At 64.4% G+C, this 20,068-nt stretch carries 15 protein-coding genes; 11 read left to right on the forward strand and 4 right to left on the reverse strand.

All coding sequences use genetic code 11. The annotated features are described in order from the left end of the window. Positions 1 to 32: 32 nt before the first annotated feature. The 4 genes from J1G37_RS04300 to tssA form a co-directional block, all read right to left on the reverse strand. Positions 33 to 521, reverse strand: a complete 489-nt coding sequence (locus tag J1G37_RS04300; RefSeq protein WP_017735732.1) for a type VI secretion system tube protein Hcp — start codon at positions 519 to 521, stop codon at positions 33 to 35. A gap of 172 nt (positions 522 to 693) precedes the next feature. After that, entirely contained in the window at positions 694 to 2,190 is a 1,497-nt protein-coding gene (gene tssC / locus J1G37_RS04305) for a type VI secretion system contractile sheath large subunit (RefSeq protein ID WP_017735733.1), read from the reverse strand. A 2-nt stretch (positions 2,191 to 2,192) separates the two neighbouring features. Next, the gene (tssB, locus tag J1G37_RS04310; protein WP_003195557.1) at positions 2,193 to 2,699 is read right to left on the reverse strand and encodes a type VI secretion system contractile sheath small subunit; all 507 of its coding nucleotides are present in this window, start codon (positions 2,697 to 2,699) and stop codon (positions 2,193 to 2,195) included. 54 nt (positions 2,700 to 2,753) lie between these two features. Continuing rightward, on the reverse strand, positions 2,754 to 3,773 hold the full coding sequence (gene tssA, locus J1G37_RS04315) for a type VI secretion system protein TssA (RefSeq protein WP_207040319.1): 1,020 nt from the start codon (positions 3,771 to 3,773) through the stop codon (positions 2,754 to 2,756). A 394-nt stretch (positions 3,774 to 4,167) separates the two neighbouring features. On the opposite strand from tssA, the gene tagH reads away from it, so the two are divergent. The 11 genes from tagH to J1G37_RS04370 are packed head-to-tail and all read left to right on the forward strand — an operon-like array spanning position 4,168 to position 20,036. Beyond that, positions 4,168 to 5,433: a type VI secretion system-associated FHA domain protein TagH gene (gene tagH, locus J1G37_RS04320; protein WP_207040320.1), complete on the forward strand. Its 1,266-nt coding sequence runs from the start codon at positions 4,168 to 4,170 to the stop codon at positions 5,431 to 5,433. 54 nt (positions 5,434 to 5,487) lie between these two features. Next, positions 5,488 to 5,997 (forward strand): type VI secretion system lipoprotein TssJ, encoded by a 510-nt coding sequence (gene tssJ, locus J1G37_RS04325; protein ID WP_207040321.1) that lies wholly within the window; start codon positions 5,488 to 5,490, stop codon positions 5,995 to 5,997. 18 nt (positions 5,998 to 6,015) lie between these two features. After that, positions 6,016 to 7,350: a type VI secretion system baseplate subunit TssK gene (tssK, locus tag J1G37_RS04330; RefSeq protein ID WP_207040322.1), complete on the forward strand. Its 1,335-nt coding sequence runs from the start codon at positions 6,016 to 6,018 to the stop codon at positions 7,348 to 7,350. Between the two features lie 6 nt (positions 7,351 to 7,356). Beyond that, the gene (locus tag J1G37_RS04335) at positions 7,357 to 8,646 is read left to right on the forward strand and encodes a DotU family type VI secretion system protein (RefSeq protein ID WP_207040323.1); all 1,290 of its coding nucleotides are present in this window, start codon (positions 7,357 to 7,359) and stop codon (positions 8,644 to 8,646) included. Further along, positions 8,643 to 12,143, forward strand: coding sequence for a type VI secretion system membrane subunit TssM (tssM, locus tag J1G37_RS04340; RefSeq protein WP_207040324.1), 3,501 nt, complete (start codon positions 8,643 to 8,645; stop codon positions 12,141 to 12,143). Before J1G37_RS04335 ends, tssM begins: the two co-directional genes overlap by 4 nt. Further along, the gene (gene tagF, locus J1G37_RS04345; protein WP_207040325.1) at positions 12,140 to 12,793 is read left to right on the forward strand and encodes a type VI secretion system-associated protein TagF; all 654 of its coding nucleotides are present in this window, start codon (positions 12,140 to 12,142) and stop codon (positions 12,791 to 12,793) included. Before tssM ends, tagF begins: the two co-directional genes overlap by 4 nt. Beyond that, on the forward strand, positions 12,794 to 13,513 hold the full coding sequence (locus J1G37_RS04350) for a protein phosphatase 2C domain-containing protein (protein ID WP_207040326.1): 720 nt from the start codon (positions 12,794 to 12,796) through the stop codon (positions 13,511 to 13,513). Beyond that, complete coding sequence (locus J1G37_RS04355; protein WP_207040327.1) at positions 13,510 to 16,452, forward strand: serine/threonine-protein kinase; 2,943 nt, start codon at positions 13,510 to 13,512, stop codon at positions 16,450 to 16,452. Before J1G37_RS04350 ends, J1G37_RS04355 begins: the two co-directional genes overlap by 4 nt. Next, positions 16,452 to 17,156, forward strand: coding sequence for an ABC transporter ATP-binding protein (locus J1G37_RS04360; protein ID WP_207040328.1), 705 nt, complete (start codon positions 16,452 to 16,454; stop codon positions 17,154 to 17,156). The genes J1G37_RS04355 and J1G37_RS04360 overlap by 1 nt, the downstream gene beginning before the upstream one ends. Further along, positions 17,156 to 18,334: an ABC transporter permease gene (locus tag J1G37_RS04365; RefSeq protein WP_207040329.1), complete on the forward strand. Its 1,179-nt coding sequence runs from the start codon at positions 17,156 to 17,158 to the stop codon at positions 18,332 to 18,334. The genes J1G37_RS04360 and J1G37_RS04365 overlap by 1 nt, the downstream gene beginning before the upstream one ends. After that, positions 18,327 to 20,036 (forward strand): SUMF1/EgtB/PvdO family nonheme iron enzyme, encoded by a 1,710-nt coding sequence (locus tag J1G37_RS04370; protein ID WP_207040330.1) that lies wholly within the window; start codon positions 18,327 to 18,329, stop codon positions 20,034 to 20,036. Before J1G37_RS04365 ends, J1G37_RS04370 begins: the two co-directional genes overlap by 8 nt. Positions 20,037 to 20,068 lie beyond the last annotated feature (32 nt).

A 20,068-nucleotide genomic window follows, 5' to 3' on the forward strand; every position in this document is an offset into this window, starting at 1 on the left:
ACCGTGGCGCGTAGCCACGGCCTCAAGGGCTATCAGCGCTTGGTGTTGGAACGGATATTCCAGCCAAACTTGATCGCGCCGCCGTCTTTGGTGCCGTCGGCTTTCTGCGGCTGGTAGTCGACCATCACCTGGGCGAAGTTCAGGGTGACGTTCTCGGTCAGGCGATCATCGGAACCCGAACCGCCGGTGCTCAGGGACGTAACCAGCACTTCTTCCAGGTTGATCACCATGTACTCGACCTGGCTTTCACCACCGGCCTTGCGCACGGTGAGCTTGACCTTGTCGATGTGCTTGCCGCTGGCGCAGTGCATCATCAGGTTCGGCGAGGCCTTGTCGACGTACTTGGTCAACGACAGGTCCTGGATATTCACCTTGCCTGCGCCGCCGCCACCGCCCACGTGCATGTTGCCGGACTGGGCCATGCCCCAGCTCCAGTTCAACACGTCGATTTCGTCCTTGTGGGCCTTGTCCATGGACTCGCCCTTGATGTCGCCGATCTTGATGAAAATATCAACAGCCATGTTTTCTCCCTGTGTGGCCCAAGCCACGAAATTTGTTTAAGCCCGATGGGGCTTTGCTTTTCTGTGGGAGCTGGCTTGCCTGCGATAGCCTCACCAAGGTGTGACTGACACACCTCGGTGCCTGCATCGCGGGCAAGCCCGGCTCCCACAGAAGAGCCGGTTCACCAGCTACTTACGCGCTTTTTGCCGAAGGCAGCTTCGATACCAGACGCAGCGACACGGTCAGCCCTTCCAGCTGGTAGTGCGGGCGCAGGTAGAACTTGGAGTTGTAGTACCCCGGGTTGCCTTCGACTTCTTCGACGATCACTTCGGCCGCTGCCAACGGGTGCTGGGCCTTGGTGGTTTCGGTGGAGTGGGCCGGATCACCGTCCACGTAGTTCAGGATCCAGTCCTGCAACCAGCGCTGCATCTCGTCCTTCTCTTTGAAGGAGCCGATCTTGTCGCGCACGATGCACTTCAAGTAGTGGGCGAAGCGGCATGTGGCGAACAGGTACGGCAGGCGCGCGGCCAGGTTGGCGTTGGCGGTGGCGTCCGGGTCGTCGTATTCGGCCGGTTTCTGCAACGACTGCGCGCCGATGAACGCGGCGAAGTCGGTGTTTTTCTTGTGCAGCAGCGGCATGAAACCGTTCTTCGCCAGCTCCGCTTCACGACGGTCGCTGATGGCGATTTCGGTCGGGCACTTCATGTCCACGCCACCGTCATCGGTCGGGAACGTGTGGGCCGGCAGGTTTTCCACTTCACCGCCGGACTCCACGCCACGGATGCGCGAGCACCAGCCGTAGTGCTTGAACGAACGGTTGATGTTCACCGCCATCGCGTAGGCAGCGTTGGCCCAGGTGTACTTGGAACTGTCGGCGCCGTCGGTGTTTTCTTCGAAGGCGAAGGCTTCCACCGGGTCGGTCTTGGCGCCGTACGGCAGGCGCGCGAGGAAGCGCGGCATGGTCAGGCCGATGTAGCGCGCGTCTTCCGACTCACGCAGGGAGCGCCAGCCGGCGTATTCCGGGGTGGTGAAGATCTTGGTCAGGTCGCGCGGGTTCGACAGTTCCTGCCACGAGCCCATGCCCATCACAGTCGGCGAAGCCGCAGCGATGAACGGGGCGTGCATGGCGGCGCAGACTTTCGACAGCTCGCCCAGCAATTCCACATCCGGTGGCGACTGGTCGAAGTAGTAGTCGCCCACCAGGCAGCCGTAAGGTTCGCCGCCGAACTGGCCGTATTCTTCTTCGTACATCTTCTTGAAGATCGGGCTCTGGTCCCACGCGGTGCCCTTGAATTTCTTCAGGGTCTTGTGCAGGTCCGGCTTGGAGATGTTGAGCACGCGGATCTTCAGCTGCTCATCGCTCTCGGTGTTGTTGACCAGGTAGTGCAGGCCACGCCAGGCGCTTTCCAGCTGCTGGAAATCCTGGTGGTGGATGATCTGGTTGACCTGGGCGGTGAGCTTGGCGTCGATGGCGGCGATGATCGATTCAATCGACTTGATCGCGTCGTTGGACACCAGGTCCGTCTGCGCCAGGGCCTGTTCGGCCAAGGTGCGCACGGCGGTTTCCACGGCTTCGCGGGCGCGCTCGGTCTTGGGCTTGAACTCTTGCAGCAGCAGGTTGGCGAACTCGCTGGCTTCCTCGGTGGCACCCAGGATTGGCGCGCCTTCGCGGGCGGTATTGTCACTCATGATTACTGCTCCCCTGCAGGCTTGGGCGCGCTGGCAAGTGCTTGCAGCAATGCCGGGTCCTTGATCGCCTTCATGATGATTTCTTCGGCGCCGGTCTTGCCGTCCATGTAGGTCAGCAGGTTGGCCAGTTGAGTACGGGCTTCGAGCAACTGGTTCAGCGAATCGACCTTGCGGGCCACGGCGGCCGGGCTGAAGTCGTCCATGCTTTCGAAGGTGATGTCCAGGCTCAGGTTGCCTTCGCCGGTCAGCTCGTTGGGTACATGGAACGCCACGCGCGGCTGCATGGCCTTGAGGCGCGAGTCGAAATTATCCACGTCCACTTCAAGGAACTTGCGGTCGGCCACCGGCGCCAGAGGCTCGGCGGGCTTGCCGGCGAGGTCGGCCATCACGCCCATCACGAAGGGCAGCTGGACCTTTTTTTCGGCGCCGTAGAGCTCGACGTCGTACTCGATCTGCACCCGAGGCGCGCGGTTGCGCGCGATGAATTTCTGAGAACTTTGCTTCGCCACGTTGCTGCTCCTGGTCGCTTGAGCGACGGTGTTGTTACTGCACGGCCGGGCGGTTTACTCGCCGTCCGGGCCGCGCAGGTTTTCAAATTGGGACATGCCGTCGGGAATCAGATTGCGCACGATCGCCGCAAAGTCGGCGTGCACCAGATGCTTCGCCCGGTTCAACAGCACCGGCAGCGGGCTCGAAGGCTCGTGCCGGGTGTAGTACGCAAGGATCTTGTCGAGGCTGCGCAGCACGTCATCGCGGTTGGCGATATCGCCCAGGGGGCGCGGTGCTGCGGGGGCAGCGGCGGATTCGACCGAGGGGGCATTGTCTTCACTGACGGCCTCGGGAACGCTGCTGCTATCGGTGCCGGGTACGGCTTGATTGAGGATTTGCAACGCTTGCTTGAGCGGTTGCTTCAAGGCGCTGAGGTCCACGCCCTGGGCGGAACCGACCTGCTCGTTGACCTGTTGCTCGATGGCTTCGCAGGCCGCCCGCGCGGCGCTCAACGCATCGCGGGTGGCTTGCAGCTGCTCGGGGTCGCTGTCGAGGAACGCGGCGTTGAGCTGCTGGGCACCGAGTTGTTCATCGGCAAACGACTGCAGGCCGCTGGCGTTCAGCGCCGCGCGCAGGCTCACCGGGCCGAAGGTGCGCGAGCGCGTGAGGATGCTTTCGCGCAGCAGGCGGATGTTGGTGTCGCAGGTCAGGCCGGTGAGGGCGTTGATGCGCACGGTGGGGTCGTTATCGTCGTCGGCGTCCAGGCGCGGATGCAGCTCGGCCCAGTAGTCACGCAGCAGGGCGTTGATCAACGAGAGGGCTTGCGCCAACCCGGCCACACCCTGGAGGGCAAGGGCACTTTGCAACAGGAAATGGGTGATGCGCAGGTCTTTGCTGCGCTGCAGCAAGTCGAGGCTCTGCTGCTGGATGTCGCGCCATTGCGGTGGCTCAGCGGGCAGGATCGAGTCGCCCATGCTGCGCTCGGGTTGGCCCTTGGCGGCACGCTCTAGTTGAAGAAAGTCCGCGTCATATTCCATGTCTTCGCCACACGGCGAATTCGCGGAAACGGCGGCGAGCAGCAACGGCACATCCACTGAATTTGATCTCCTTATCAGCCCGTTAGATGGCGGGCAATGCATGCATTAGTTGCGCGAGGAACTTTGCATGTTTTCTCGGTCTTATAAGCAAGATGCCACTGGTGTGCCATCACGCCTATCTGAGAAGTTGTGCATTTTTGGTGTAGTACTTACGCCTTGTCAAGGTAAGCTATTCGCCCTCTGTGACAGATGTGCGGTGCTTAACAACTCTGCGCGACTGGTGGGTCTAACGACATACCGGGACAGGATTTTTGTCATGGAGCCCGGTTAAGATCAGCAATTGTGCGGGTGTTGCAAGGTTTTACGGTGAGTTGCACGACCTTATGGAGAGACTTTCTGGAACTAACGTCCAGGAAGTAGAGCGCGCGCGAAGTATCAGCAAGGAGGCAAGATGTCGCTGTGTTTGACTATCACTAGTTATCACAAGATTACCCCAGGGCAATGCGCCGAAAAGTCCATGGATCAGGGCGTGATGGCTATTGGCCGCAGTTTGGATAATGACTGGGTATTGCCTGACCCTGAGCGCCTCGTCTCCTCGCAACATTGCGTTATTCAGTACAAAGATGGCCGTTATTATTTAACCGATAACAGCACCAACGGCGTGGAGTTGGTGAACGCCGGTATTCGCCTGCGCCGGGGCAACAGCGAGCCCCTGCAAAATGGCGAGTTGATCCGCATCGGTGACTACGAGATCCAGGCGCGTATCGACTTCAACGTGCAGGCCAGCGACAGCCAGCCCTTTGCCGCCGATGCCGCGAACAGTTTTGAAGCGCTGATGGGCGCCGTGGTGAACAAGCCAGTGATCGCGCCGCAGTTCCAGAGCGCGTCGTCGATGGACACCCTGCCGGACCTGTTCGACTTCCTCAGCCCCAGCGCCGTACCGCCGCCGACCGTGGCCGATCATGTGCCCAGCGAGCAACACGACTTCCGCCCGCCGACCCCGGTAGCCGTCGAAAAGCCCGTGGTGTCAGGCGCAGTGATCCCGGATGACTGGGACTTGTTTGCCGACGCCCCCGCGCCCGTCGTCGCGCCGGTTATCCAGCCGCCACCGGTGGCCGACACCGCGCCACAAGCCGACCTGCTGCAAGCCTTCCTGCGTGGCGCCGGTCTCGATCAGTTGCGCCTGGACACCGCCGATGCCGCTGCCCAGATGGAAAATATCGGCCGCAGCTACCGCCTGATGGTCGAAGGCTTGATCGACGTGTTGCGTGCCCGCGCCAGCCTCAAGGGCGAGTTCCGCATGCAGCAGACGATGATCCAGCCCGCCGAAAACAATCCGTTGAAATTCGCCCCCAACGCCGACGAAGCATTACTGCTGCTGCTTCGCCACGGCAACCAGGCGTTTATGGCGCCGGACGCGGCAGTGCGTGACAGTTTCAACGACCTGCGCGCCCACCAACTGGCGGTGATGGCCGGGGTGGAAGCGGCGATCAAGCACCTGCTCACGCGCTTTGAACCGGCGCAACTGGAAGAGCGCATGGGCAAGCCCGGCGGCTTGTCGAGCCTGTTCAACGGTTCGCGCCAGGCCCAGTACTGGCAGCAGTTCACCGAGCTCTACAGCAATATTTCCCGCGAGGCCCAGGACGATTTTCAGGACCTGTTCGGCCGCGAATTCAGCCGCGCCTACGAAGACCACAGCGCACGACAGCGTCGCTAAAAACCGCACCACATGGATTTAACGGATAGCTAAGTACGTCATTGAGGACGCAGGATGATTCCCAGGTTTTTACTCGCAGTCGCCACCGTGCTGCTGCTGACGGCGTGTGCCAAAGACGCCGTCGCGCCCGCTGCGGCCCCTGCGGTTGAAGCGGACACCGCTGCCATCGAATTGCACTTCCACGCGATCAGCGGGCTCAACCCCGGAGCCAATGGTCAGGCCGCCCCGGTGCGGGTGCGCATCTTCGAACTGAAAAACGCCGCCACCTTTGCCCGCTCCGATTACTTCGCCCTGGCCGACCGCGCCCAATCCACCCTCGGCCTGGATTTGCTCGACCAGGACGAAGTGGTGCTGCAACCCGGCCAGCAACTGAGCATCCAGCGCGACCTTGACCCGTCCACTCGCCAGATCGGTTTGCTGGTGGGCTACCGCGAACTGGACCGCGCGCAATGGCGCACGGTGATCAACGTGCCCGCGCGCCAATACACCGAATACCAGATCAGCCTCGATGTGCGTGCCGTGCGCGCTGACGTCGTGGTTTCCCCATCCAGCCCAGCCCAATAACAAGCAATCGGAGCCCCCATGTCCTGGAACAATCGCGTGGTCTGGTCGGAAGGCATGTTCATCGGAACGCAGCACTTCCAGCAGCATGACCGTTACCTGGAAAACCTGATCGACGCCCGCAGCCGCCCATTGTCCGCCGGCAGCTGGGGCTTCTCCGAGCTGCTGATCGACCAGGGCCTGCTGGCCCAGGGCAAGCTGGCCATCGTCTCGGCACGCGGCCTGTTGCCCGATGGCACGCCGTTCAATATCCCCCAGGATGACCTGGCGCCGAGCCCGCTGAATATCGACGACAACCTGCGCGACGGCCTGGTCTACCTGGCCCTGCCGCTCAAGCGCGCCGGCGCGCGTGACACCGTGGATGAGGGCGAAGCCCTGGAAGCCGCGCGTTATGTGAGCCAGGTGCGCGAAGTGCGCGACGACAACGCGCCGTTCGAAAACCGCGCGCCGGTGGCGGTGGGCTCTCGCGCCCTGCGTTTGCTGACTGCGCAAGACGGCATCAGCGATTACGCCGCCATTGGCCTGGTGCGTATCAAGGAAAAACGCGCCGACCGCGCCCTGGTGCTCGACGACACTTACATCCCACCGGTCCTGGACGTGGCTGCGAGCAAGCCGCTGGCGGCCTTTCGCAGCGAACTGCTGGGCCTGCTGCACCAGCGTGGTGAGGCACTGGCTGGCCGCGTGGTCGCCTCGGGCGCCGGTGGTGCGTCGGAGATTGCCGACTTCATGCTGCTGCAACTGGTCAACCGCGCGCAGCCGCTGATCCAGCATTTCAACCAGCTGAGCCCGCTGCACCCGGAGCGTTTTTTCAGCGAACTGGTGAGCCTGGCCGGCGAGTTCTCGACCTTCTCCACTTCTGGCCGGCGCCCGCAGGAATACCCGCAGTACCAACACGACGACCTCGCCCTGAGCTTCGCCCCGGTGATGCTGGCGTTGCGTGAAGCCCTGTCGATGCTGATCGACAGCAAGGCCACGCCGATCCCGATTGTGGAGAAGGCCTACGGCATCCACGTAGCGATGCTGGCCGACAAAACCCTGCTCGACAGCGCCAGTTTCATCCTGGTGGTGCGCGCCGACGTGCCCGCCGAAACCCTGCGCGCGCGCTTCGGCCAGCAAAGCAAAGTCGGCTCGGTGGAGCACATCCGCGACATGGTCAACCTGCAACTGCCGGGCATCAGCCTGCTGCCGTTGCCGGTGGCGCCACGGCAGATCCCGTATCACGCCGGTTCCACCTACTACGAGCTGGATCGCGGCAGCGAGCATTGGCAGCAACTGAACAATTCCGGCGGTTTCGCCTTCCATATCGCCGGGCAGTTCCCGGGCTTGAACCTGGCCTTCTGGGCGATCCGAGGATAAACCGCGATGCACCCCAACGATGACGACCGCACCCAGTTCATGCCGCGCCCCGGTGGCCGTGCGCCGGAACCTGCGCGTGCCGAGCCTGCGCCTTTGTCGGTGCCGGCCGCGCCGATGCTCACCGGCAAAAGCCAAGGCCTCAACCCGCTGGAAAGCGCCGCCGGCCCGTTGCTGGCGCTGCTGACGCGCCTGCGCAACACCATCGCCCACCCGGCGCCGGCCAGCCTGCGCGCGCAATTGCTGGCGTACCTGCGCCAGTTCGAAGAGCGCGCCGAAGCGGCCGGCGTCGCCCGCAACGAAGTGCTGCTGGCGCGTTACGCGCTGTGTACTGCCCTCGATGAAGCGGTGTTGAGCACGCCATGGGGCAGCACCAGCGATTGGGGCAAGCAGAGCCTGTTGATCACCGTGCACAACGAAGCCTGGGGCGGTGAAAAAGTCTTCCAGTTGCTCGACCACTGCCTGCAAAGCCCATGGGAACGCCTGTACCTGCTGGAGCTGCTGTACCTGTGCCTGTGCCTGGGTTTCGAGGGCCGTTACCGCGTGATGAGCGACGGCCGCAGCCAGTTGGAAGCCTTGCGCGAGCGCACGGCGGCGGCGATTCGCAGCGCCCGTGGCGAACACGAGCGCGAACTGTCGCCCCACTGGCGCGGCGTCAGCGTGGCGCGCGATCGCCTGGCGCAATTCATGCCGCCGTGGATCACCGTGGCCATCGGCGTGGCGTTGCTGCTGGCGCTGCTGTTTGGCTTGCGCCTCAAGCTGGCGGCGGATGCCGAGCCGGTGTTCAAGAATATCCATGCCCTGGGCGAGATCCCGGTGCAGGCCATCGACCGCCCCGTGGCGCAGCCGAAAGTCATCGAGCGGCCACGCCTGGCGGGCTTTTTGGTGGACGACATCAAGGCCGGTCGGGTGGCCGTGGAAGATGCGGTGGACCGCTCCGTGGTGACCATTCGCGGTGACGAACTGTTCGCCTCCGCCAGCGCCAGCATTGTCGATGACTACCAGCCGCTGATGCTGCGCATCGCCGATGCCATCCGCAAAGTGAAGGGCCAGGTGCGCGTCACCGGACACAGCGACAACCGTCCGATTGCCACGCTGCGCTTCCCGTCCAACTGGGCGCTGTCCGAGGCGCGGGCCAAGTCGGTGCTGGATATCCTGGCGGCCAAGACCGGCCAGGGCGAGCGCTTCAGCGCCGAAGGGCGCAGCGACACAGAGCCGGTCGCCACCAACAGCACAGCCGAAGGCCGCGCCCGCAATCGTCGGGTTGAAATCACCGTATTGGCGGAGGGCGTCGAGTGAAGGCGTTGTTCAGTTTCATGATTCGCTGGGTGATCCCGTTGCTCGGGCTGATCGCCTTGAGCCTGATCATCTGGTTTGTCGGGCCGTTGCTCGACGTGTTGGTGCCCGAAGGGCGCCGTTGGGCGCTGATTATTCTGGTGTTCGGCGTGTGGCTGGCCTACCGCGTGTGGCGCATCGTCCAGGCGCGCCGCCAGGCCGCCGAAGTGATGCGCAGCCTGGCCGCCGAAACCCCGGCTGATCCCAACAGCGTGGCCACCGCCGAAGAACTCAGCACCCTGCGCCAGCGCATGGACGAGGCCCTGGCCCTGCTGAAAAAAGCCAAGCTCGGTGGCGATGAGCGGCGCAACCTCTACGAACTGCCGTGGTACGTGATCATTGGCCCACCGGGTTCGGGCAAGACCACGGCGCTGGTCAATTCCGGCCTGCACTTCCCGCTGGCCGCGCAGTTGGGCGCCGGCGCGGTGCGTGGTGTCGGCGGTACGCGCAACTGTGATTGGTGGTTCACCGACCAGGCCGTGCTGCTCGACACCGCTGGCCGCTACACCACCCAGGACAGCAACTCCACGGTGGATAAAGCCGCGTGGCTGGGCTTTCTCGACCTGCTGAAAAAGCAGCGTTCGCGCCGCCCCATCGATGGCGCCTTTATCGCCATCAGCCTGTCGGACCTGCTGCTCGGCACCGACGCCGAGCGCGCCGCCCACGCGGCGGCCATCCGCCTGCGTATTCAGGAGTTGTACACCCAGCTGGGCGTACGTTTCCCCATCTACCTGATGCTGACCAAGCTCGACCTGGTGCCGGGCTTCATGGAGTACTTCGACAACCTGAGCAAGGAAGAGCGCGCCCAGGTGTGGGGCATGACCTTTGCCCTGGACGACGGCAAACACGGCGACAGCCCGCTAGCCCAGCTGCAAAGCGAATTTGCCGGGCTGGAACAGCGCCTCAACGAACGCCTGGTGGAACGCTTGCAACAGGAGCGCGACCCGGCGCGGCGCGACCTGATCTACGGTTTCCCGCAGCAGTTCGGCGCATTGAAAGATTGCCTGCAAAGCTTCCTCGAAGGCGTGTTCAAACCCAACGCCTTTGAAGAACGCGTGTTGCTGCGCGGCGTGTACTTCACCAGCGGCACCCAGGAAGGCAGCCCGATTGATCGCCTGATCGGTGCCATGGCGCAGAGCATGAACCTCGACCGCCAGCACCTGGCACGCCAGAGCGGCACCGGGCGCAGTTACTTCATCGAAAAACTCTTCACCGCCGTGGCGTTTGCCGAGCGCGGGCTGGTGGGTGTGAACCCCAAGGTCGAGCGGCGGCGCAAGTGGATTGCCCGTGGTGTGCTCGCGGCCACCGTGGCGTTGGTCGTGGTGGTCAGCGGCCTGTGGTGGGTGAGTTACCGCGCCAACCAGGCGTATATCGCCCAGGTCGATCAGAAGGTTGCGCCGTTGGGCCAGGCCGTGCAGAACCTCAGCCCGGCCCAGCGCGAAGTGCTCGCCGTGCTGCCGCTGCTCAACGCGGTGAGGAACCTCGCAGGGGACTCGCCGAATATGTCCGAAGGCTTGGGCCTGTATCAGGGCGACATGCTTGAAGCCGAGTCGGCCAGCGTCTACCGCAAGCTGTTGATCGCCGTGTTCGCGCCGCGTTTGGTGACGCGCATCGAGGAACAACTGCACGGCGGCGGCAATTCCGACTTCCTCTACGAAGGCCTCAAGGCCTACCTGATGCTCGCCGACAGTGAGCATTACGACCCGGACTTCATCAAGGCCTGGATCGCCCTCGACTGGGACCGCAACCTGCCCCGCGACTTGCCCGCTGACCAGCGCCAAGCCCTGGCCGGGCACTTGCAGGCGCTGTTCGAGCGCCATCCGCCGAATGCGCGGCTTGATCCGCGCTTGATCGACGACCTGCGCCGCCAACTGCAACAACTGCCGGTGGCCCAGCGCGTGTACGACCGGGTCAAACGCCAGAAGCTGCCCGAAGGCATCGCCGATTTTCGTCTCAGCGAAGCAGCCGGTCGCGATGCGGCGCTGGTGTTCAGCCGTAAAAGTGGCAAGCCGCTGGGCGAGCCGCTGAGTGGCTTCTTCACCGCCAAGGGTTATCGCCAGGCGTTCCTGTTGAGCAGCCTGAACCAGACCGGCACCCTCGCCGAAGAGCAATGGGTGCTGGGCCATGAGCAGGCCGACCAGCAGAACGTGCTCAGCCTCGCCGGGGATGTGCGCCGCCTGTACTTCCAGGATTACCAGCGCCAGTGGGACGCGCTGCTCGCCGACATCGACTTCGTGCCCATCACCAGCGTGGCCCAGGCGGCCGATGTGCTGCGGGTGATTTCCGGCCCGACCTCGCCGCTGAAAAAACTGCTGGTGGCAGTGGCCAAGGAAACCGATCTGCAAGCCGAAGAACGCCAGTTGGCTGCCAAGGGCGTGCCGGTCGAAGGCGGCGTGGACAAGCTCAAGGAGCGCCTGGGCAACCTGCTCGGCCAAGAGCAGCCAAGCGCCAATGCACCCCAGGCGACGGATGATCCGGTGACGGCGCACTTTGCCGAACTCAACAGCATCGTCAGCAAGAACGACGGCGAACCAGCGGCCATCGATGGCTTGCTCGCGGACATGAACGCGCTGTACGTGCAGGTCAGCGCCATGGTCGGCGCCAGCGGCGATGCATTGCTTGGCGAGGCGAAGAACCAGGCGGCAGCTGCGGCCACGCGGGTCAGCCTGAATGCCGAACGCCAGCCACCGTTGGTGCAGGGCATGGTCAAGTCGGTGGTCAACTCCACCACCAACAGCATGATGGGCGGCGTGCGCAACCAGTTGAACGCGGCGTGGGTGAGCGAAGTGGTCAACGTGTATCGCCAGTCGCTGGCGGGTCGTTACCCGATGTCGCCGGGCAGTGCGCGGGACGCGACGCTGGATGATTTCGGCATGTTCTTCGGCGTCGGCGGGGTGATGGACAACTACTTCCGCAAGTACTTGCAGCCCTACGTGGACACGTCCGCGCAGACCTGGCGCTGGCAGCCGGGCGCGGCGCAGAAGCTGGGGATTGCGCCGGGTGTGCTGCAAACCTTCCAGCGTGCCGCGACGATTCGTGATGCGTTCTTCCGCGCAGGTGGCACCCAACCCATCGTGCGTTTCGAACTCAAGCCGGTGTCGATGGACCCGACCATCACCCAGTTCCTGCTCGACCTCGACGGCCAGCAACTGAGCTACGACCACGGCCCCAGTCGCCCCGTCGCCATGCAATGGCCGAACCCCGGCAGCATCGGCGTGGTGCGCCTGTCGATCATGCCGCCTGCCGCCAGTGGCCGTTCCGGCGTGACCCTGGACGGCCCGTGGGCGTGGTTCCGCCTGCTGGAGCAGTCGGACCTCAGCGCCGGCAACTCGCCGGACCGCTTCAACCTGCGCCTGCGCGTGGATGGCGCGAGCATCGCCTACGAGTTGCGCGCCAACAGCGCGTTCAACCCGTTCAAGAGCCGTGTGCTCAGCGGCTTCAGCCTGCCGGAGCGGTTATGACCACGTTGGGCTTCTACGGCAAGTTGGCCAGCCGTGGCGACTTTGTCAGCCGCGCCTTGCCCCAGAGTTTTGTCGGCCCCTGGGACAGCTGGCTGGCGGCGGGTCTGCTCGCCAGCCAACAGCGCCTGGGGGGCGACTGGCTCAACGTGTACCTGGTCAGCCCGCTGTGGCGCTTTGTGCTGGCGCCGGGCGTGTGCGGGCCGGACGCGGCGGCGGGCGTGGTGATGCCGAGCATTGATCGGGTCGGGCGCTATTTCCCGTTGGCGGTGGTCACGTTGCTCGACCACGACACCAATCCGGCGTCCCTCGTAGGGGGGTCGGACACCTGGTTTGAACAGGCCGAAGAGCTGCTGCTCAGCACCCTCGACAGCGGCGCGACCTTTGAAGGGTTCAATGCCGGCATCGACGCACTCGGCGTGCCGCTGACCGAACCGCGTGCGGTGGACAGCCGTTTCGCCGGCCTGCAACGGGTGCCCGCGACCTTGCCCCACGGGCGCATGACCGCGCTCGCCGAACAGGCCTGCGAAGGCGCGAGCCTGTGGTGGGGACGGGGTTCTGAACGGATTGCCCCCGGTTTACTGCGGTGCCAGGGTTTGCCTGCCACCGACGATTTTGCGCAGTTTTTGCTCGGACAAGAAGGTGTGGTGTAGATGGGCGCGACGTACAAATCCGCGAGCAAAAGCCATGTGGGCATGGTGCGCCAGGTCAACGAAGACGCTTGCCTGGACCTGCCGGAAAACCGTCTGTGGGTGGTTGCCGACGGCATGGGCGGGCATGCGGCGGGGGATTACGTCAGTAGCCTGATCGTCGACAGCCTGCGCACGGTGCCGCTGGGCCGCTCCCTCGACGAATACGCGGCGGCGCTGCGCAACGACCTGATCCGCATCAACGCCGCCGTGCGTGAAGAAACCGCCAACCGTGGCGTTACCCTGATGGGCAGCACCGTGGTGTTGCTGGCCGCACGTGGCTTGCGCGGCGTGTGCGTGTGGGCTGGCGACAGCCGCCTGTACCGCCTGCGCGACGGCGTGCTGGAGCGCATCTCCCGCGACCACAGCTATGTGCAAGACCTGCAAGACAGCGGCCTGCTCAGCGAAGCCGATGCCCGCGTGCACCCGCGCGCCAATATCGTCACCCGCGCCGTCGGCGTCGAAGCCCAGCTGGAGTTGGCGGTAGTCGACCTGCTGATCGCCCCTGGTGACAGCTACCTGCTGTGCAGCGACGGCCTCAACAAGACCGTCGAAGACCACGAGATCCACGAGGTGCTCAGCCACGACGCGCCGGACGAAATCGTGCGCAGCCTGGTGCACCTGGGGCTTAACCGGGGCGCACCGGACAACATCACCACGATCGCCGTGAAGGTCTGCCCATGAATATCCTGATCCCCGGCTACGACATCCACGGCGAGATCGGCGAAGGCGCCATGGCCAGCGTGTACCTGGCGACCCAGCGTTCGCTGGAACGCAAGGTGGCGTTGAAGGTAATGGCGGCGGCGCTGGCAGCGGACCCGCAGTTCTGCGAGCGCTTCCTGCGCGAGGGCAAGACCCTGGCGCGCCTGTCGCACCCGCACACGGTGACCATCCATGACATCGGCAACGTCGGTGAGCTGTATTACATGGCCATGGAATACCTGCCCAACGGCACGCTCAAGGAGCGCATCGCCGCCGGCATGACCCCGGAGCAGGGCGTGACGCTGATTCGCCAGATCGCCTCGGCCCTGGGTTATGCCCACGCGCAAGGCTTGGTGCACCGTGACGTCAAGCCGGCGAACATTCTGTTCCGCGCGGACGGTACGGCGGTGCTGTCGGACTTCGGCATCGCCAAGTCCCTGGACGACCGCACCCAGTTCACCCAGGCTGGTTTTGCCGTGGGCACGCCGAGCTATATGAGCCCGGAACAGGCGCGGGGCCAGGAGATCGACGGCCGCGCCGACCTGTATGCGCTGGGTGTGGTGCTGTATGAAATCCTTGTCGGCAAGCTGCCCTACAGCGGCACCGACGCGCTGTCGACGGCGCTGGCGCACCTGACCGAGCCGCTGCCGGAATTGCCAGTGCACCATGGCCGTTATCAGAACGTGCTGCGCAAGCTGTTGGCCAAAGACCCGGCGGAGCGTTTCCCGGATGCGGCGGCGTTGTTGCTGGCGCTGGATCAATTGCCCATGGATTCGCCGGAGGCCACCTTGGTGCGGCCGCTGCCGATTCCGATGAGTTTTGACTTGGCGGGCATCACCCCGGAGTCCATCGAGATCCCCACCGACAAACCCCAGCCGCTGCGCCAACCGGTGGTGCCGCCGACCCAGCACAGCGAACAGCGCCGTGGCCCGGTGTTGGCGCTGGCGGCGGTTGCCGTGGCGGTGGCGTTGGCGATTGGCGGTGCGAGTTATTGGTGGTTGAGCGGTAGCGATGCACCGGTTGCCAAATCACCGGTTGCAGCCGTGCCCGTCGTGACCCCGCCGCCCGCTGCCGAAGTGGACGGCGGCCAGCGCCCGCTGCTGATGGCGGGCAAGAAAACCCTGTTCCAACGTGTGCTGAGCAAGCCCGGCGCCAAGCTTTCCAGCGACGCCGGCAGTGCGCCGGGCAAAGCTTTGCCGGCGTTCTCCGTGCTCTACGTGTACCAGCGCAAGGACGTCGACGGCAGCCCATGGGTGCGCGTCGGCGCCGCCACTGATGGCCGCAGCGAAGGTTGGTTGCCGGCGGCCCAGGTCAGCGACTGGAAGCAGAGCCTGGTGCTCAAGTTCACCGAGCGCTCGGGCCGGGCGCCGGTGATGTTCCTGCGCCAATCCGCTGAGGTGGAAAAGCTCTTGGCAGATCCGGCTGCGGCCAAAGGTGCCTTGGCCAAGGCGCAGAAAAACAGCGACGACAACAGCCAGGTCCTGGCCCTGGAGCCGACTGCCAGCGCCGTGCCGCAGAACCAGTTCTACTTGTTGCCGATCTTCGACTCCAAGGAGAGCTTTGACGAAAACGGCCAGCCGGTGCAGTTGCTCAATGTCGCGTCCATCGACCCGGGCACCCGCGCCGCCAAGCCTGTGGCGAATGCCGATGCGTTCCGCACCGCCGTGGTGTTGGTGGTCGATACCACCGTGTCGATGCAGCCCTATATCGACCAGGTCCGCGACGTGGTGCACGAACTGCAAACCCGCATCGCCGAGCGTGGCGAGTTGGACAGTGTGAGCTTCGGCATGGTCGGTTTCCGTAGCAGCACCAAGAAGACGCCGGGCCTGGAGTACGTGTCCAAGACCCTGATCACCCTGGATCAAGGCCGCGATCCGCAACGCTTCCTCGACATGGCGCGGCAGGTCAAGGCGTCCACCGTCTCCAGCCATTCCTTCAACGAAGACGCGTTTGCCGGCGTGATGCAGGCCGTCGATGGCATGGATTGGTCCGGCTACGGCGGGCGCATCATCCTGCTGGTCACCGATGCTGGTGCGCTGCGCAAGAACGACCCGTTCGCCGCCACCCAGATGAACGAAGCCGAAGTGCGTCAGGCGGCGTTGGGCAAGCAGATCAAGATCTACGCCCTGCACCTGCGCACCGACGCCGGCAAGGCCACCCACGCCGGCGCCGAGAGCCAGTACCGCATCCTCACCGCCGACGCCAACCCGCAGATCGGCGACCTCTACACCGCGGTGCCGGGTGGCGACGTGCGCAAGTTGGGCCAGCGCGTGGATGAGATCGGCACGGTGTTCGCCAACCTCGTGCACCAGGTGCGCAGCAACACGCCACAGCCGTCGCCGTTGCTGGGCAGCGCGCCGAGCCTGGCGGACAAATCCGCTGCCGTCGGTTATGCCATGCACATGGATTTCCTAGGCCGCAAAACCGCGAGCCAGGCACCGCAACTGGTCAGCGCCTGGACCGCCGACCGCGACCTCACCAACCCGGCGCTGCCGGCGTTCCAGGTGTGCGTGATGCTGACCAAGTTGCAGCTCAACGACTTGCAGCAGTCGCTGAAACTGATCGTCGACGCGGCGCGCAAAACCCAGTCCTCGCCGAAGGATTTCTTCCAGGAAATCGCCAGCGCCTCCGCCTATATGAGCCGCGACCCGCAAGCCTTGCGCAAGGGCGGCAACCTGGCGGATGGCGGCCTGCTTGGCGAGTACCTGGAAGGCCTGCCGTACCGCAGCAAGTCGCTGAACATGAGCCAGGACTTGTGGCTGTCGTTGAGCGTGGCCGAGCAGGAAGACTTTATCGATGAGCTGGAGTCGAAAATCCGCCTCTTTGAGACCTTCCACAATGACCTGGCCAACTGGGTGCGTTTCGGCGACGCCGAGCCGGGTGACGCGTTGTACCGCGTGCCGCTGTCGACGTTGCCGTGATGCTGGACCTGAGCGCGGTGCACAAGAGCCGGGGCGTCGGTCGCCAGCGCTATAGCCTGGTGATTCCGGCGCTGCACCTGCGTGCGGGTGAGCAAGTGGCGATTGTCGGGCCGAGCGGCTGCGGCAAGAGCACCTTGCTGGATGTGCTCGCGCTGGTGTTGGCGCCGGATCAGGTGGGGCGGTTTGAATTCCATCAGCAGGACATTGCCGGGCTGTGGCGTGCGGATCAGCAATCGGCCCTGGCGGCGCTGCGCAGCCGGCACCTGGGGTATGTGCTGCAAACCGGTGGCCTGCTGGGCTTTTTGGATGTGCGCGCAAATATCGCCTTGTCCCGGCAACTGCTGGGGTTGAAGGACGACGGCAGCGTGGCGCGCCTGGCGGAACAGCTGGAAATCAGCGACCAGTTGGCGAAAAAGCCCGCCGCATTGTCGGTGGGCCAGCGCCAGCGCGTGAGCTGCGCACGCGCCCTGGCCCACGCGCCGCAGCTGCTGCTGGCTGATGAACCCACCGCGTCCCTTGACCCGTTGAATGCCGAACGTGTGATGCACGCGCTGTTGGCCCAGGCCCGCGAGCATCGCGCCGCCTGTGTGATCGCCACCCATGACGAACCGCTGGCCCGTGCCAGTGGCTTGCAGGTACGGCGCATCAGTTGCCGCCGCGATGCCGACGGCGGCGTCACCGCCACCCTTGGGGAGGTGTGCTGATGCGCATCGCTCTGGTGGCGTCCCTGGCGTGGCAGGACTACCGCAACGACGCGTGGCTGTCGGCGTGTTCAGTGCTGGCATTGGTGGCGGTGATCGCGCCGTTGCTGGTGTTGTTCGGCCTGAAATTTGGACTGGTTAGCAGTTTGACCGAACGTTTGGAAAGCGACCCCGCCACCCGTGAAATTATTCCGCTGGGCGGTGGTCGATTCAGCAGCGCATTTATCGAGCAGTTGGGTGAGCGCAGTGAAGTGGCCTTCGCGGTCCCGCGTACGCGGCAGATTGCGGCGACGGCGCAGGTGGGGGCGTTGACGTTGGAGATGCTGCCGACGGCGCCGGGTGATCCGCTATTGAGCGGTCTGCCGATGCCCAAGGGCCTCGACCAGATCGTGCTGAGCCACACCGCTGCCGAGAAGCTTGCGGCGCGGCCCGGGGATTGGCTGGAAACGCTGTTTGCGCGGCAAGTGGCGGGGCATGTCGAGAGCCAGCGCACACGCGTGCAAGTGCTGGCGGTGTTGCCGCTGGCCGCCTTTGCCCGGGACGGTTTGTTTGCCGGCTTGGGCCTGCTGGAAGCGGCGGAAGATTATCGCGACGGCCGAGCAGTGCCGGCGTTGGGTTGGACGGGAGAGGCGGTGAGCGAGCAGCGGATCTATCCGGCGTTTCGCTTGTACGCCCGCAGCCTCACCGATGTTGAGCCATTGCGGGTGTTTTTCGCCGGGCAGAACCTGTTGGTGTCGACCCAGGCGCACACCATCGCCCAGGTGCAGTCGTTGAGCCGCAACCTGTCGATTGTGTTCTGGGTGATCTGCGGTTTGGCGTTGGCGGGGGCGTTTGCGGCGATCTTCGCCGGGGCGCTGGCGGCCGTGGCGCGCAAGCGCCGGGAATTGTCGGTGTTGCGCCTGTTGGGGTTTTCCACGGGTGGGCTGTTGCTGTTCGTGGTGCTGCAAGCGCTGTACAGCGCAGGTTTTGCCGCCGTGCTCAGTGCCGGGCTGTATGGCCTGGCCGAGGCGGGTTTGAATCAACTTTTCGTGCAGGTGCCGGGCGAGTACGCCAGCCACCTGTTGGCGCGTCATTACGGCCTGGCCCTGGTTGCAGTCATGGGCGTCAGCGCCGTAGCGGCGCTGTGTGGTGGTTGGCGAGTGGCGCGGATCCAGGCTTCTGAAGGAATCAGAGATGTATAAGTTACTGGGCGCCTGTGTTGCGCTGAGCCTGGCCTCGATGGCCTGGGCCGATGAGGCGAGTGACAAGCTCGACAATCCAAAACCCTTGGAAGGCGACGTCAGCCTGCCGTTGCCGTGCGACGGCAATATGCTGTTCCGCTACGCCTATGTACTGGCCCAAGGCACCCTGGATGATCGCGAGATCAGCCTCGGCTACCCCTTCGCCGAGGGCGAGGCGGGTTATCAACAGTCGTTTATTTCCGGCTACCGCCGCGACTTTATCAATGGCCAGTTCACCCTCAAGGATCTGCCCAAGGCGTGGAGCAAAGTCATCACGCCCTTGATGCCGAAGACCGACGCCAAGACCCCGCTCAAGCCGATGCTGTACTTCATCGGCAAGTACGAAGTGACCGCCCGCCAGTACGCCCAGGTCATGGCCCAGGCGCAGTCGTTGGCCAGCGGCGAACCGGCGCCGGCGTGCGATGTGCCCAGCGGCATGGCCGGGCGGTTGCCCAAGGTGAAGTTGTCGCGCTTTGAAGCCGAGCGCTTCTCGGCGGTGTATAGCGCCTGGCTGCTGAAATACCACCGTGACCTGCTGCCGGTGAGCGGGCGCGGTGCGTCGGCGGAGGATGGCGGCGTCGGTTTTGTGCGTTTGCCGACAGAAGTCGAATGGGAATTCGCCGCGCGTGGCGGCCAGGCGGTGAGCCGTCAGGACCTGGAAGGCCGCCTGTTCCCACGCCGCGCCGAAGGCAGTGACAGCGACGGCCCGCTGGGCGATTACGCGGTGTTCAACCAGGTCGCTGGTGGCACCGGCCAGGCAGCACGCCTGATGCCCATCGGCACCAAATTGCCCAATCCCATCGGGATGTTCGACGTGATCGGCAACGCTGCCGAGATGGTCCAGGAATCCTTCCAGCTGGTGCACGCCGGACGTCGCCAAGGCACCTACGGCGGCTTTGTGGTCAAGGGCGGCAACTATCTGGAAGGCGAGGGCACGCTGTTTACCGGCATGCGCCGCGAGTACCCGTTGTTTGGCGCCGACGGCACCGAGCAAAGCAACGAGACCACCGGTTTTCGCGTGGCGATTGGCGCGTTGTCGGCGCCGCGTTCGCGCTACAAGGAACTGTTTGCGCAGTGGCAGAAAGAGGGCCGCCTGGCCGCCCTGACCGACGCCATCGACGACGCCCAGGACCCGACCAAGCGCCTGGACAGCATCATCGCCGCCAGCGCCGATCCCAAGCTGCAAGCCGAGCTGGGGCTGGTCAACGAAGAGCTCAAGCGCAACGTCTCGCTGATTGCCCAGCAACGCGAAGAAGCGGCGGGCAACCTGATCCAGTCGGCGGCGTTGGTCGCCGAGACCATCGGTAACTACAACATCCGCCTGGCCAATTTGCAGAAGAGTCGCCAGCAGGCCGTGGACAACAAGGATGAAGCCAGCGCGCAGCTGTTTGCGATGGCCATTGCCAACGGCCGCAGCGCCCTCGACGGTGCGGTGGCGATCTATATCGACAACCTGGCCACCGGCACGCGCTACACCGATGCGGTGATCCAGGCGCAGTTTCAACGGATCAAGGAAGAGTTGGATCGCAAGCCGGTGCTCGGCAAGAGCCTGGTGACGCGCGCGACACTGTTCGTCCGCCATGTCGGCAACTACCGCAAGCAACAGCGGGCCGACCCGGCGACGATCTTGAAGGAATTGCTCGCAGCGAGCGGTCAGCGATGAGCGCTGGCTGTATGGCGAGCTTGGAAGGGACT

The sequence above is a fragment of the Pseudomonas sp. Marseille-Q1929 genome, from assembly GCF_017316265.1.
Classification (GTDB): Bacteria; Pseudomonadota; Gammaproteobacteria; order Pseudomonadales; family Pseudomonadaceae; genus Aquipseudomonas.

What these genes read in the sequence shown, in the direction of transcription:
- tssC (WP_017735733.1), bottom strand. Translation starts at nt 2,190, where the DNA reads ATGAGTGACAATACCGCCCGCGAAGGCGCGCCAATCCTGGGTGCCACC.
- J1G37_RS04355 (WP_207040327.1), top strand. Translation starts at nt 13,510, where the DNA reads ATGAATATCCTGATCCCCGGCTACGACATCCACGGCGAGATCGGCGAA.
- J1G37_RS04370 (WP_207040330.1), top strand. Translation starts at nt 18,327, where the DNA reads ATGTATAAGTTACTGGGCGCCTGTGTTGCGCTGAGCCTGGCCTCGATG.
- J1G37_RS04360 (WP_207040328.1), top strand. Translation starts at nt 16,452, where the DNA reads ATGCTGGACCTGAGCGCGGTGCACAAGAGCCGGGGCGTCGGTCGCCAG.
- tssK (WP_207040322.1), top strand. Translation starts at nt 6,016, where the DNA reads ATGTCCTGGAACAATCGCGTGGTCTGGTCGGAAGGCATGTTCATCGGA.
- tagH (WP_207040320.1), top strand. Translation starts at nt 4,168, where the DNA reads ATGTCGCTGTGTTTGACTATCACTAGTTATCACAAGATTACCCCAGGG.
- tssJ (WP_207040321.1), top strand. Translation starts at nt 5,488, where the DNA reads ATGATTCCCAGGTTTTTACTCGCAGTCGCCACCGTGCTGCTGCTGACG.
- J1G37_RS04350 (WP_207040326.1), top strand. Translation starts at nt 12,794, where the DNA reads ATGGGCGCGACGTACAAATCCGCGAGCAAAAGCCATGTGGGCATGGTG.
- tagF (WP_207040325.1), top strand. Translation starts at nt 12,140, where the DNA reads ATGACCACGTTGGGCTTCTACGGCAAGTTGGCCAGCCGTGGCGACTTT.
- J1G37_RS04335 (WP_207040323.1), top strand. Translation starts at nt 7,357, where the DNA reads ATGCACCCCAACGATGACGACCGCACCCAGTTCATGCCGCGCCCCGGT.
- J1G37_RS04300 (WP_017735732.1), bottom strand. Translation starts at nt 521, where the DNA reads ATGGCTGTTGATATTTTCATCAAGATCGGCGACATCAAGGGCGAGTCC.
- J1G37_RS04365 (WP_207040329.1), top strand. Translation starts at nt 17,156, where the DNA reads ATGCGCATCGCTCTGGTGGCGTCCCTGGCGTGGCAGGACTACCGCAAC.